Origin of the sequence: Martinezella tropici, from assembly GCF_008370325.1 — a bacterium.
Classification (GTDB): domain Bacteria; phylum Pseudomonadota; class Alphaproteobacteria; order Rhizobiales; family Rhizobiaceae; genus Rhizobium; species Rhizobium tropici_B.
The window spans coordinates 324,221-337,996 of record NZ_VNIP01000009.1 but is presented as its reverse complement, the minus strand read 5'-3'; the positions used below and the strand labels follow the sequence as shown (position 1 = coordinate 337,996).

Here is a 13,776-nt window from a genome sequence, read left to right as displayed (position 1 = left end):
GGACCGCCGGCCGCCGTATCGGTTTGCTTCAGACCAGACGGAAGACGCCGACGGCGTAGACCACGGAAAGAGCAAGAGCCCACCACAGGCTGGGGCCTCCCAGGCCCAGCCAAGCGAGATGGATGAAGGCGGCGCCCAGCAGCGAGATGAACAGCCGGTCGCCGCGTGTCGTTTCGAAGCGCAGGATGCCGAGGCGCGGATTGCCGCCCGGCGAAAAATACTCCCAAACCGCCATGCCGATCAGCAAAAGCAGGATCGTCGCAAAGAACAGTACCGTCGGCAGCGTCCAGGCCATCCAGGAAAAGTCTGTATTCATGGCGGTTTTCCTTTAGACGCGGCCGAGCGCGAAGCCCTTGGCGATGTAGTTGCGGACGAAATAGATGACGAGTGCGCCGGGAACCAAGGTCAGCACGCCGGCGGCGGCAAGCAGGCCCCAGTCCATGCCGGCGGCCGAAACCGTGCGCGTCATGATGGCGGCGATCGGCTTGGCGTCGGTCGTGGTCAAGGTGCGGGCGATCAGCAGTTCCACCCAGGAGAACATGAAGCAGAAGAAGGCGGCGACGCCGATGCCGCTTGCGATCAGCGGAATGAAGATCTTGATGAAGAAGCGTGGGAATGAATAGCCGTCGATATAGGCCGTCTCGTCGATCTCCTTCGGCACGCCCGACATGAAGCCTTCGAGGATCCAGACCGCCAGCGGCACGTTGAACAGGCAGTGCGCCAGCGCCACGGCGATATGGGTGTCGATTAGGCCGAAGGCCGAATAGAGCTGGAAGAAGGGCAGAGCAAAGACCGCCGGTGGCGCCATACGGTTCGTCAGCAACCAGAAGAACACATGCTTGTCGCCGAGGAAGCGGTAGCGCGAGAAGGCGTAGGCGGCAGGCAGGGCGCAGGCGACCGAGATCACCATGTTCATGACGACATAGGTGATGGAGTTGATGTAGCCCTTGTACCAGGACGGATCGGTGAAGATGATCGTGTAGTTGCGCAGCGTCGGCTGGTGCGGATAGAGCGTCAGGCCGCTGACGATCTCCTCGTTGGTCTTGAAGCTCATATTGACGAGCCAATAGATCGGCAGCAGCAGGAAGACGATATAGATCGTCGGCACCAGCCAGGACCAGCGACCTTTTTCGCCATGGCGGCGGCTGACCCGCGCGCCCGTCGCCGTAACGGCATTTGCGGCGGCATTGGACGCTGCCATCTTGTGCATCGCGGCGTCATCGGCCGTGGTGGAGAAGGGTTTGCCGCTCATCGGCTTTCTCCCGCATCGTAATTGGTCATGACGGTGTAGAAGACCCAGGACAGCAGGAGCACGATCAGGAAGTAGATCAGCGACATGGCTGCTGCCGGGCCGAGGTCGAACTGGCCGAGCGCCACCTTCACGAGATCGATCGACAGGAAGGTCGTCGAATTGCCGGGGCCGCCGCCAGTCACGACGAAGGGTTCGGTATAGATCATGAAACTATCCATGAAGCGCAGCAGCACGGCGATCAGCAGGACGCGGTTCATCTTCGGCAGCTGGATATAGCGGAAGACGGACCAGCGGGAGGCGCCGTCGATCTTAGCGGCCTGGTAGAAGGCATCGGGGATGGAGGCGAGGCCGGCATAGCAGAGCAGCACGACGAGGCTCGTCCAGTGCCAGACGTCCATGACGATGATCGTCGCCCAGGCATCGGCGGGATCGGAGACATAGTTGTAGTCGATGCCGAGATTGACCAGCACATAGCCCATCAGCCCGATATCGCTGCGGCCGAAGACCTGCCAGATCGTACCGACGACGTTCCAGGGGATCAGCAGCGGCAAGGCCATCAGAACCAGGCAGACGGGAACGCCGATGCCCTTCTTCGGCATGTTGAGGGCGATGAAAATGCCGAGCGGCACTTCGATCGCCAGGATGACGAAGGAGAAGATCAGGTTGCGGATCATCGAATCCCAGAAGCGGCCGGAATGGAGGATCTCTTCAAACCACTGCGTGCCCGCCCAGAAGAAGACGTTGTTGCCGAACGTGTCCTGTACCGAATAGTTCACCACCGTCATCAGCGGAATGACGGCGGAAAAGCCGACGAGCAGCAGAACCGGAATGAGCATGAACCAAGCTTTGTTGTTCCAGGTCTTCTCCATCGTCAGGCTCCCATCTCGATGCGCCAGGAGTCGGCGTAGATATTGATGCCGGCCGGATCGAAGGCGATGTGCGGCTCGGCCGGCACCGTCTGGTCCTCGCCGATCACGGCGACGATATCCTGGCCGTCGAGCTTGGCGCGGACCACCTTGCGGCGGCCGAGATCCTCAACCTGGGTGACGGTGGCGGGCATGCCCTCGCGGCCGATGCGGACGAATTCGGGGCGGATGCCGAGCTCGGAACGGCCCGCGCGTCTTTCCAGCGGCGCGCCGGGCAGCGCGATCGTGCGGTTGCCTATGCGCGCGCTGCTGCCTTCGATTTCGACGGGCATGACGTTCATGCCGGGCGAGCCGATGAAATAGCCAACGAAAGTATGGCGCGGGCGCTCGAACAAATCGTTCGGCGTGCCGATCTGCACCACTTCGCCATTGTACATGACCACCACCTTATCGGCGAAGGTCAGCGCCTCCGTCTGGTCGTGGGTCACGTAGACCATGGTGAAGCCGAAGCGGCGGTGGAGCTGCTTCAGCTGCGAGCGCAGCACCCACTTCATATGCGGGTCGATGACCGTCAGCGGTTCATCGAACAGGATGGCGTTGACATCGGAGCGCACGAGGCCGCGGCCGAGCGAGATCTTCTGCTTGGCATCGGCTGTCAGCCCGCGAGCCTTGCGGTGGGCACTGTCGGAAAGACCGATCATCTCGATGATCTCATCGACCTTGCGCTTGACGTCGGCTTCCGGAACATGCCGGTTGCGCAGCGGGAAGGCGAGATTGTCGTAGACGGTCATCGTGTCGTAGACGACCGGGAACTGGAAGACCTGCGCGATGTTGCGCTCCTGGGTCGACAGCCGGGTTACGTCCTTGCCGTTGAAGAGGATACGGCCCTCGGAAGCCTGCACCAGGCCGGAGACGATGTTAAGCAGCGTGGTCTTGCCGCAGCCTGAGGGACCGAGCAGGGCATAGGCGCTGCCGTCTTCCCAGCTATGGTTCACTTCCTTCAGCGCATAGTCGGCGTCGGATTTCGGGTGGTCGTTGTAAGCGTGCCTGATGTGGTCAAGATCGATGCGGGCCATTGTCCCTCCTCAGGCGGCTTGTTGCAGGGCGGGAGTGACGGCGGCGCCTTCGATATCGAAGACCATGATGTGGCGCGGATCGATATAGACATCGATCATATCATCGACATCGATATCCTGCACGCCCTGGGTCAGCATCACCCAGCGCTGGCCGGAAACATCGATATGGATGAAGCTTTCCGAACCGGTGATCTCGGAGACGCTCACTGTTGCCGACGCGGCGACAGCTTCCGGCGTTTGCGGCGCCAGCGCCAAATGATGCGGCTGGAAAGCGATCGTGTAACGGCCATCCGGCCGGTCCTGAAGATCCTTCGGCACGGGCAGGCGGATATTGCCGTCGCGCACGAATTCGCTGTCGCGCTTGTCGAGCATGATCGTGTTCAGCGGTGGATCGGCGAAAGTGGTGGCGGTGATCAGGTCCTTCGGGTTGCGGAAGACCTCGATCGTCGGTCCGAACTGGGTGATGCGGCCTTCCGCCAAGGTTGCGGTATTGCCGCCGAGGAGCAGGGCCTCGGATGGCTCTGTCGTGGCATAGACGAAGATGGCGCCGGATTCGGCGAAGATTTTCGGCAATTCGGCGCGCAGCTCCTCACGCAGCTTGTAGTCGAGATTGGCGAGCGGCTCGTCGAGCAGCACCAGCCCCGCGTTCTTGACGATGGCGCGGGCAAGCGCCGTGCGCTGCTGCTGACCGCCGGAAAGGCTCAAGGGGAGGCGATCGAGAAAAGGGCCAAGGCGCAGAAGATCGGCTGCCTTCTTCACTTCCTTGTCGATGGTCGCGGCGCTTTTGCCGCTCAGTCGCATCGGCGAGGCGATGTTGTCGTAGACGGTCATGGCGGGATAATTGATGAATTGCTGGTAGACCATCGCGACGTTGCGGCGCTGCACCGGCTGACCGGTGACGTCGACGCCATCGACATGGATCGTTCCTGCGTTTGGCTTGTCGAGCCCGGCCATTAGCCGCATCAGCGACGTCTTGCCCGAAAGCGTCGGTCCCAACAGCACATTCAGCGTGCCGCGCTGCAGCGTCAGGTTCGTTTCTGCGATATGCGTCTCGCCGCCGACCGACTTCGATACGCCTCTAAGTTCAAGCACGATAAATTCCTTCCATGCGTCGCATATCGATGCTGCCGCGAGGATCGCGAAGAGACTAATCCGTCCGGAAATGCCGTCGCCGGGCGGTGTCTTTTGCTGAGATTATGGTTGTCGGGAGGTGGATTGTGCCGATCTGCCTGCGGAAACATCGCGTCGGCGAGAGTTGCGCCGCACGATGTCAGTGGCGGCGCGGCCGATGCCGCAAACCATGCCGTTTTCCGTATTGATCTGATTTTCGGACAATTATTCCTCCCCTTGTTTCGATTTGCATCCCTCACGCGAAAACCGAAACAAGAATGACGATAAATGAAGATAAAGGAATGTCAAACGAAAACTGGTCGCGTTTCAGCTTCGCTTCATGAATCTCGTCAGAGGCCTATTTTAGGGATAAATAACAAAACCGGTAACCGATTGATCGGCATTGGAAATGAAGCCAGGCGAGCCTTCCGTCGCGGCCCTGCCGTTCGGCCGGTCGAGGCGCATGACTGCTCCTCCGCGTCTGCGGCGCGCGTGTTCTGGCTCAGAGTTAGCCGCTGGGGGCGAGGCTGATAGTTTGGAATGTCTGGGAATGGGCTGAAAAGGGGGCTCGAAAGAACGAATGTCGTACGGTGTTTTCGCGAATGATTATCGCGGCGCTTGTCCGGTCTGCTCCGACTGCGATTTGCTCGAAGCAATGAGGCTGCGGCTGGCCGAGCCTCATAAGGATGCTTGCGCAGAGCCGCCCCTCAAAGGATGTGAGGAGCGGCTTTTTCGAAAGGGGCAGCGCTCAGCGTGCCGCCCAGTTGGCGCCGCGGCGGAAGATGGTTTTCATCTGCGGCACATCGAATTCCTTGGCCTGGTGGCCGAGCGAAGAATAGAAGACGCGGCCCTTGCCGTATTTGCGCTTCCAGGCGACGGGCATGACGACGCCGTCGATCCAGTAGGCATGGTCACCGGTAAAGGTCGTGGTCGCCAGCACCTCGTTCGATGGGTCGACATGCATGTAGTATTGCTCCGACGTGTAGGGGAAATCGGTGATCCCCTCCATGATCGGGTCGTCCGGCCGTGTGATGTTGACCGTATAGTCGATGATGTTGCCGGGATGGGCGACCCATTGGCCGCCGATGATGAACTGGTACTCGACGCTTTCGCGGAACGAGTCGCCTGCGCCGCCATGATAGCCGGCGATGCCGACGCCGCTTTCGATCGCGGCGGCAAGGTTCTTCACCTCTTCCTTCTCGATCTTCGACATGGTGACGATCGGCACGATCAGACTGAGATCGTGGATCGAGGGATCGGCGAAGGCTTCGGTGCTGTTTTCGAGGTAGACCTTGAAGCCGTCCTCTTCCAGCATGTCGCGGATGATGTGGGCGCATTCCTGCGGTTCGTGGCCGCTCCAGCCGCCCCAGACGATAAGTGCTTCACGCATGATAATCCTCCTGAAATTACTTGGTTAGCGGCCGATCTGCCCATCCACCAGAGATTCGGACAGCGGGGCCGGACGCTCCGTTTGCGTCGTGATGGTGACCGTGCGCCCGCTGTCGGAGGCCGCCTGAAAGGCTTCCATGACTTCGAGCACGTGCAGTGCGAGGCTGCCATTGGCGCGGTGCGGCCGGTTCGAGCGGATAGCGTGCGCCATGTCGGCGACGCCCAGCGAGCGGTAATTGCCGTCGGCATAGGGAGCGGTGATTTCGCGCTCGGCGAATTCGCCGCCCTTCTTCAGGAACTCCACAGGGCCGCCGAAACGGTTGGGATCGGGCACGATCAGCGTGCCTTCGGTGCCGTAGACTTCGAGCGGCACGTGCTTGTGGCCGGCAACATCGAAGCTCATGCCGATCTGGACGACGGCGCCATTGGCAAAGGCCATGACGCCAGCGACATGCGTGGGCACATGGACGAGGATGTATTCGCCGTTGCGCGGCTCGCTGGTGATGATGCGCTCCTTGCGCGGGGTAACGGCAAAGCCGGCAACCTGCGAAACCGGGCCGAGCAGGTTGACGAGATCGGTGATGTAATAGGGACCCATGTCGAGCATCGGGCCGCCGCCGACTTCATAATAGAAAACCGGATTCGGATGCCAGCGCTCATGTCCCGGACACATGAAGGTGGCGGTGCCGCCGACCGGGATGCCGATCGCGCCCTCGTCGATGATAGCACGCGCCGTCTGGTGGCCGCCGCCGAGGAAGGTGTCGGGGGCTGCGCCGATGCGCAGGCCCTTGGCGGCCGCGGCATCCGCAAGCGTCTTGCCTTCGGCGAAATTGATGCCGAGCGGCTTTTCCGAATAGGTATGTTTGCCGGCGTCCAGCGCCTGCAGGCCGACGGCGACATGCGCCTTCGGGATGGTCAGGTTGACGATGATCTCGATCGAGGGGTCAGCGAGCAGGGTGGCGATATCGACCGCCTTCAGGCCGAATTCGGCGGCCTTCGCCTCCGCGAGCTCGCGATTGAGGTCGGCCACGCCTTTGATATCGAGGATGGGAAAGGATTTCATGGCGGTGAGATAGGCGCCGGAGATGTTTCCGCAGCCGATTATGCCGATGCCGACCTTGTTCATAGATTTCCTCCAGATGAATTGTCTTTGCTGTCCCTGCGAAATCAGAGGGCCGGTGCCGGTCCCGTCGTTCCCCAGGGCGATTCGTAGAGTTCGCGCAGCGCGACGACCGCGGCGCCCTGCGCCCAGGTCTCGTCGGTCGACTGGTCGAAAACAAGTTCGGTCACGCCCTTGATCGATGGCGGGATCGCCAACGAATAGGCCTCCCGCAGGCTGTCGAGGAAGGGCTGGCCGAGCGCCAGGCTCGATCCGACAAGAATGACGCGCGGCGGGGCAAACAGGGTGACGATGTTGGCGAGCGCCGTGCCGCAGGCTTCGCCGGCACGGATTGCCGCGCTGATCAGCGAGATGTCTTCGGCATCGATCAGAGTCTTGGCATGCGCCATTCCCCGGCCGAGGCGGATGGCTTCGGCGAAGCGGCCGCCGCCTGGCTGATCGCCAAGAATGGCGCTTTCGCCGGCAAGGCTCGCCAATCTGACAGTGCCTTGCGGGCCAATGCCAAGCACGAGGTCGCCGAGATTATGGCTAAGGCCGCCGGCGCCGCGAAACAGCTGGCCGCCATGCAGAACACCGAGCCCCAGCGTCTGTTCCAGCGACACGAGCACCATGTCGTCCAAATCTCTCGCCTTGCCGAACCAGTGGTGCGCCAGTGTGATGGCATGTGCATCGCTTTCAACGATGGTGGTCACGCCCAGCCGCTCGGACATTTCCTTGGCGAAATCGACGCCCGCCTCGCGGAAGATCGGACTGGTGCGGACATGGCCGGTGCGGTGCTCGATGACACCAGGCAGGCCGAGGCAGACGGAATCGATCTCGTCGAGGGCCAGGTTGGCATCGACGACGCAGCGGCGCACGCCATCCTCGATCAGATCGGCAATGACGCCGATCGGCTGTCGGTCGACGCGCAGCGCCAGCGTCAGCGTAGAGAGAACCTCGCCGCGAAAGTCCGTGACGACGAAGACCATGCGGTTAGCGGCGATTTTCGCGCCGACGACGCGCGCGGCATCCGGATTGAGTTCCAGCATGACGCGGGGCCGGCCTCGTGCGGCCGCCTCGCGCAGGTCGCCTTCCGTGCGCGCCAGGATCAACCCGTCATCCAGCAGCGATGCCGTGATCGCCGACACGGTGGTGGTCGAAAGCTGGGTGCGGTCGCTGATTTCGATGCGCGCGATGGAGCCCGCCCGCCGGATCGTATCCAGCACATTGAAGCGGTTTATCGCCCGCATAAGCTCGGGATCTGCTGTTTTCATGAGAATGGCGCCGAATGATGGACCCGCTCGGCTGCGGCCTGGTATTTTTAACGGAATGCGAATTAAATAACCTATGGCCTTTGCCCAATGTCAAGCCATTTCGCGGGCAATCTGCCGAAAATTTAGCGATAGTGGTTGACATTTCGGCAAAGCTCCGTTGAATTATTCCGCATAAGGGAAAAAATATTGAGGCTCTTGGTTCCCTTGGGAGGAGAAAATCATGATCCATCTACGTGGGGCCAAGGCCCTTCGCATCGCAGCCGTTGCTGCGACGACCGGCTTGGCGATCCTGGCCGGCGCGACGGGCGCTGCCGCCGATACCGTCGTCAAATGGCTGCATCTGGAAACCGATCCGAACTATGTTGCCGTCTGGCGCAAGATCGCGGATCAGTACGAGGCCAAGCACCCCGGCACGAAAATCGAGATGCAGTTCCTGGCCAACGAGGCGTTCAAGGCGAAGCTGCCGACGCTCTTGCAATCGAAGGACGCTCCCGATTTCTTCTTCAGCTGGGGCGGCGGTGTCTTGAAGCAGCAGCAGCAGACCGGCACGCTGCTCGACCTGACCGCGGCGATGAACGCCAAGGATAGTGCCTGGCTGAAGAGCTACAATCAGGCGGCGGTGAAAGGCCTGACCTTCGACAACAAGATCAGCGCCGTACCCTACAAGCTCGGCACTGTTTCCTTCTTCTATAACAAGGCGCTGTTCGCCAAGGCCGGCGTCGATGCGAGCGTCATCAAGACCTGGGACGATTATCTGGCCGCGGTCAAGAAGATCAAGGCGGCCGGTATTGCGCCGATCGCCGGCGGCGGCGGCGAAAAGTGGCCAATTCACTTCTACTGGAGCTATCTGGTGATGCGCGACGGCGGTCAGCAGGTCTTCAACGACGCGAAGAACGGCAAGGGCAACGGCTTCAACGATCCCGCCATCATCAAGGCCGGCGAACAGCTAGCCGAGCTCGGCAAGCTCGAACCCTTCCAGCCCGGCTATCTCGGCACCACCTGGCCGCAGGCGCTCGGCGTCTTCGGTGACGGCAAGGCTGCGATGATCCTCGGCTTCGAAAATACGGTTGCCAACCAGCGCACCAATTCCGGTGACGGCAAGGGACTGGCGGCTGACAATATCGGCCGCTTCGCTTTTCCGGCCGTGACCGGCGGTACTGGCCTTGCCACAGATACGCTCGGCGGGCTGAACGGCTGGGCCGTCACCAAGAAGGCCCCGCCCGAGGCGCTCGATTTCCTCGCCTATCTGACCAATGCTGAAAACGAGCGCGCCATGGCGCAGGCCGGGATGATCATTCCGGTCGCCGTCGGCGCGGAAGACGGCGTCAAGGGTCCGCTGATGCATGACGCCGCCGACCAGCTGGCGCATTCGACCTGGCACCAGAATTTCTTTGACCAGGATCTCGGCCCTTCGGTCGGCCGCGTCGTCAACGATGTGGCCGTCGGTATCGTCTCCGGCCAGATTTCGCCAAAGGATGGCGCGCAGCAGGTCCAGGACGCCTTCGAACAGGACCAGCTCTAGCGGCATCCGGCGCCGGCCACTCCCTTGTGCCGGCGCCGGTTTTTCCTTGAATTGCAATCGTCGAGACCGCCCATGACCGATGTCAGCGCCACGACCGCCATGCCTTCCGTCGCAAGAGTAAGGCCCGTTGCGAAACGAAAATCGCCGGCCGCGCGCGGCCGCCTGCCCGTCATTCTGCTGTTCCTGCCGCCGGCGCTGCTGCTCTTTACCATCTTCGTCATCCTGCCGATGGGGGAAGCTGCCTGGTATAGCCTTTATCGCTGGAACGGCTACGGCCCGCCGACCGAGTTCGTGGGCTTGCGCAATTTCCAGGTTCTCTTCAAGAACGGCGCCTTCCTGACGTCGCTGAAGAACAATGCGCTCATCATCCTGGTGTCGATCGCCATTCAGGTGCCGCTTGCCATTTGGCTCGCGACGATGCTGGCGCACCGCATTCGCGGCGTCGTGCTCTTCCGGCTGATCTTCTTCCTGCCCTATGTGCTGGCCGAAGTGGCCGCCGGCCTGATCTGGCGCTTCGTCTATGACGGCGATTACGGCCTGTTTGCCGCAATCGCGCATTTCCTCGGCACCCCGACGCCCTATGTTCTCGCCGACAAGGATCTCGCGATGTATGCCGTGCTCGGCGTGATCGTGTGGAAATATTTCGGCTTCCACATGATGCTGTTCATCGCCGGCATGCAATCCCTAGACAAGAGTGTGCTGGAGGCAGCCGAGATCGATGGCGCCACGGGCTGGCAGAAATTCCGCTATGTGACGCTGCCGCTGCTGGGCTCGACGCTGCGTCTTTCCGTCTTCTTCGCCGTTGTCGGATCGCTGCAGCTCTTTGACATGATCATGCCGCTCACCGGCGGCGGCCCGTTCAATTCGACCCAGACGATGGTGACCTTCCTCTACAATTTCGGCGTTACCCGCATGCAGGTCGGCCTCGGCAGCGCCGTCGGCGTCGTGCTGTTCGTGATCTGCGTTACCCTCGCCTTCGGCTACAAACGGATATTTATGCGCAATGACTGATCTGGCTTCATCCGTTCGACTGACCACCGGCACGAAGATCTATCTCTACGTGGCGCTGACCGTCATCGCCGCCATCGTGCTGATCCCGCTGCTGACGACCGCGCTCGGCGGCTTCAAGACGCTCGGCGATCTCCGCACCAATCCCTTCGGCCTGCCGGCCGAGTGGCATTTCGAGAATTATACCGGTATCCTGTTCGGCGACCGCTACTGGCGGCAGATGATGAATTCCCTGATCATCGCCGTGCTGACGGTGTTCCTGACGCTGTCGGTCTCGGCCATGGCGGCCTTCGCCTTCGCGCATGTGAAGTTCTTCGGCTCGAACTTCTTGCTCAACTATTTCCTCATCGGCCTGATGTTTCCGGCCGCCACCGCCATCTTGCCGCTCTTCATCCGCATCCGCGATCTCGGCCTGCTCAATACCTATTGGGGTGTGGTGCTGCCGCAGGTGGCTTTCGGCCTCGGCATGAGCATCCTGCTCTTCCGGAATTATTTTCGAAACCTTCCGGAAGAATTGTTCCAGGCCGCCTTTGTCGATGGCTGCGGCTATATCCGCTTCTTCTGGCATATATCGCTGCCGCTTTCGCGGCCGATCATCGCGACCGTCAGCATCATCTCCTTCGTTGGCAGCTGGAACAGCTACATCCTGCCGTTGATCATGCTGAATTCGGACTCGATCTATCCCTGGCCGCTCGGCATGATGGTCTATAGCGGCGAATTCGGCACCGAATGGGAGCTGGTGCTCGCCTTCATCACGCTCACCATCCTGCCTACCGTCATCGTCTTCTTCCTGGCGCAGAAGCATATCATCGCCGGCCTTACCGCCGGTGCCGTGAAATCCTGAGCCTAGAGCGGTTCAGCTTTTCATGGAAACTCTGAACCGCTCTATCTTTTTGTTTTGACGCAATTCCGGACGGAAAACCGCTTCGCACTTTTCCTGGAATTGCTCTCATCGGAGCAAACAACATGGCATCCGTCGAACTGCACAACATCCACAAGGCCTATGGGGCGCTGACCGTCATCCACGATATCTCGCTTTCGATCGAGGACGGCGAATTCATCGCGCTCGTCGGCCCCTCGGGCTGCGGCAAGTCCACGCTGCTGCGGATGATCGCGGGGTTAGAAGAAATCACCGATGGCGACGTGTCGATCGGCGGGCAGGTGGTCAACGCCATGACGCCGCGCGAGCGCAACATCGCCATGGTCTTCCAGTCCTACGCGCTCTATCCGCATATGACAGTCGCCGAGAACATGGGTTTCAACCTGAAGCTCTCGGGCGAAACCAAGCCGGTCATCGAACAGCGGGTCAACGAGGCCGCGCGCATGCTCGATCTCACCAAGCTGCTCGACCGCAAGCCGGCGCAGCTCTCCGGCGGCCAGCGCCAGCGTGTCGCCATGGGCCGCGCCATCGTGCGCAATCCCGCCGTCTTCCTGTTCGACGAGCCGCTTTCCAACCTCGATGCGAAGCTGCGCGTGCAGATGCGCTCCGAAATCAAGGCGCTGCATCAGAAGGTGCAGACCACCTCGATCTATGTGACGCACGATCAGATCGAGGCGATGACGCTTGCCGACCGTATTGTGGTGCTGAACCAGGGCCGGATCGAACAGCAGGGCACGCCGATCGAGCTTTACCGCAAGCCGGCCAATCTCTTCGTTGCTGGCTTCATCGGCTCGCCGGCAATGAATTTCCTTGACGGCGTGGTCGAAGGCGTCGAGGGCGTTCCTGCCGTGCGGCTGAAGGACAGCACGCCGGTGCGCATTGCTGGGGAACGCAAGGTGAAGGCGGGCCAGAGCGTGACGATCGGCCTCAGGCCCGAGCATCTGAGCCTTGCCAGCGGCGGCTCACCGCTCACCGGCCAGACATTGCTGGTCGAGCCGACAGGCGCGCAGACGCATGTGCTGTTCGACCTTGCCGGCGAGCAGGTGACGGCTGTGGTCGATGGCGAAGCGCCGGTACGCTATGGCCAATCGTTGAATGTCTCGGTGAGCCCGGAGCAGGTCTACGTCTTCGATGCGTCGAGCGGCCTTGCCCTTTAAGCCTTCACGTTGATGGAATCGACACGATCCGGATAGAAGGCCATGTGGTCCTTGATCCGGCCGACGGATGCATATGGATTTTCATAGCTCCAGATGGCGTTCACGGAACGCTCGCCACCGGCGGGGATGCTGTAGTAGGAGCATTCGCCCTTGTAGGGGCAGTAGGTCTCGTGATTGGTCTTTTGCAGCAGGGATATGTCGACATCCTTGCGGGGAATGTAGAGCACGGCCGGATAGGATGCTTCCTTGAGCGATAGCGCATGATGCGTATCGGCAATCACCTTGCCGGCGACGGAGACGGTGACATGGGCATGCTTTTCCTCGATCGTGATGGGATGATCCGGACCGGGAATTTTAACTGGCCTTTCGGACATTCTTGCTCTCCTCAGCTTTGGTGAATCTCAGGTGGGTTTGGTTCTGTCGCAACCACATTAGCTGCGGCAGAACCAAACTCGCCTGACGATCTCAGTTCAAAGATATAGGAAGCATCCTTCCGATTATCAGGCCCCTTGTGGCCTCTGCATTTTCGGAGCACCCCAGCGCAATCCATCCATCAACAGGCGCACAAGACGCCGAGCGCGATCGTGCCATTCCGGCGAATTGGGCATGGAATAGGCCCCCGAGAGGGCATGCAGCACGTCCGTGCTGTCGACATCGGCGCGGATCGAGCCGGCGGTGACCGCTCTTTCGATCAGGCCGGCAAGTGCGATGGGCACCTTGCCGTAGCTGTCGGCGAAGAGCTTGGAGTTGCTGCTGACGAGAATGCGCAGGCTGTCGGCCATGCCGCGCTTGGTGGCGAGATATCCGACGAAGCGATGCATCCATTCCTCGAGGGCCTGATCGGGGGCAAGTTCGCCGGAGAGCGTCTCGGCCGCAGCACATAGCGCCTCGACTTCGTGACGATAGACCACTTCCACGAGATGCTCCCGGCTGGGGAAATGGCGATAGAGCGTTCCGATCCCGACATTCGCCCGCCGTGCTATATCCTCCAGCGAGGCGGCGGTGCCGTGGCTGGCGAAGGCCTGCGCCGCGACTTCGATCAGCGTGTCGCGGTTGCGCTGCGCATCGGCGCGCAGGCGCCTGCTTTCGCCTGGCAGCGTATCCTTCGGTTCCGGCAACGGCTTGCGCGCCAAAGTCTGCTCC

Annotated in this window: 14 protein-coding genes; 4 read left to right on the top strand and 10 right to left on the bottom strand. The window is 61.2% G+C overall.

Annotation, left to right across the window (positions count from 1 at the left end):
- Positions 1 to 28: 28 nt before the first annotated feature.
- From FP026_RS18485 to FP026_RS18450, 8 genes are all read right to left on the bottom strand, one after another.
- Positions 29 to 316 carry a DUF2160 domain-containing protein gene (locus FP026_RS18485; protein ID WP_112341527.1) on the bottom strand — a complete coding sequence of 96 codons (288 nt, stop codon included), beginning with the start codon at positions 314 to 316 and terminating at the stop codon, positions 29 to 31.
- A gap of 12 nt (positions 317 to 328) precedes the next feature.
- Positions 329 to 1,201, bottom strand: coding sequence for a carbohydrate ABC transporter permease (locus FP026_RS18480; protein ID WP_246665384.1), 873 nt, complete (start codon positions 1,199 to 1,201; stop codon positions 329 to 331).
- A gap of 47 nt (positions 1,202 to 1,248) precedes the next feature.
- Entirely contained in the window at positions 1,249 to 2,121 is an 873-nt protein-coding gene (locus FP026_RS18475) for a carbohydrate ABC transporter permease (protein ID WP_149636075.1), read from the bottom strand.
- Between the two features lie 2 nt (positions 2,122 to 2,123).
- Complete coding sequence (locus FP026_RS18470) at positions 2,124 to 3,194, bottom strand: ABC transporter ATP-binding protein (protein WP_149636074.1); 1,071 nt, start codon at positions 3,192 to 3,194, stop codon at positions 2,124 to 2,126.
- 9 nt (positions 3,195 to 3,203) lie between these two features.
- The gene (locus FP026_RS18465; protein WP_149636073.1) at positions 3,204 to 4,286 is read right to left on the bottom strand and encodes an ABC transporter ATP-binding protein; all 1,083 of its coding nucleotides are present in this window, start codon (positions 4,284 to 4,286) and stop codon (positions 3,204 to 3,206) included.
- A gap of 766 nt (positions 4,287 to 5,052) precedes the next feature.
- On the bottom strand, positions 5,053 to 5,694 hold the full coding sequence (locus tag FP026_RS18460; protein ID WP_015341580.1) for a ThuA domain-containing protein: 642 nt from the start codon (positions 5,692 to 5,694) through the stop codon (positions 5,053 to 5,055).
- A 24-nt stretch (positions 5,695 to 5,718) separates the two neighbouring features.
- The gene (locus tag FP026_RS18455) at positions 5,719 to 6,819 is read right to left on the bottom strand and encodes a Gfo/Idh/MocA family protein (protein WP_149636072.1); all 1,101 of its coding nucleotides are present in this window, start codon (positions 6,817 to 6,819) and stop codon (positions 5,719 to 5,721) included.
- A gap of 41 nt (positions 6,820 to 6,860) precedes the next feature.
- On the bottom strand, positions 6,861 to 8,066 hold the full coding sequence (locus FP026_RS18450; protein WP_149636071.1) for an ROK family transcriptional regulator: 1,206 nt from the start codon (positions 8,064 to 8,066) through the stop codon (positions 6,861 to 6,863).
- 220 nt (positions 8,067 to 8,286) lie between these two features.
- Between FP026_RS18450 and FP026_RS18445 the strand changes: the two genes are divergently transcribed.
- From FP026_RS18445 to FP026_RS18430, 4 genes are all read left to right on the top strand, one after another.
- Entirely contained in the window at positions 8,287 to 9,588 is a 1,302-nt protein-coding gene (locus tag FP026_RS18445; RefSeq protein WP_149636070.1) for an ABC transporter substrate-binding protein, read from the top strand.
- Positions 9,589 to 9,660: 72 nt separating this feature from the next.
- Entirely contained in the window at positions 9,661 to 10,599 is a 939-nt protein-coding gene (locus FP026_RS18440) for a carbohydrate ABC transporter permease (protein WP_149636069.1), read from the top strand.
- Positions 10,592 to 11,440, top strand: coding sequence for a carbohydrate ABC transporter permease (locus FP026_RS18435; protein ID WP_149636068.1), 849 nt, complete (start codon positions 10,592 to 10,594; stop codon positions 11,438 to 11,440). Before FP026_RS18440 ends, FP026_RS18435 begins: the two co-directional genes overlap by 8 nt.
- Before the next feature lie 122 nt (positions 11,441 to 11,562).
- Entirely contained in the window at positions 11,563 to 12,633 is a 1,071-nt protein-coding gene (locus tag FP026_RS18430; RefSeq protein ID WP_149636067.1) for an ABC transporter ATP-binding protein, read from the top strand.
- On the opposite strand, the gene FP026_RS18425 is transcribed toward FP026_RS18430, so the two are convergent.
- On the bottom strand, positions 12,630 to 13,007 hold the full coding sequence (locus FP026_RS18425) for a DUF427 domain-containing protein (protein ID WP_149636066.1): 378 nt from the start codon (positions 13,005 to 13,007) through the stop codon (positions 12,630 to 12,632). The two genes, FP026_RS18430 and FP026_RS18425, sit on opposite strands and share 4 nt — an antisense overlap.
- A 126-nt stretch (positions 13,008 to 13,133) precedes the next feature.
- Positions 13,134 to 13,766: a TetR/AcrR family transcriptional regulator gene (locus tag FP026_RS18420; protein WP_149636065.1), complete on the bottom strand. Its 633-nt coding sequence runs from the start codon at positions 13,764 to 13,766 to the stop codon at positions 13,134 to 13,136.
- Positions 13,767 to 13,776: the final 10 nt, after the last annotated feature.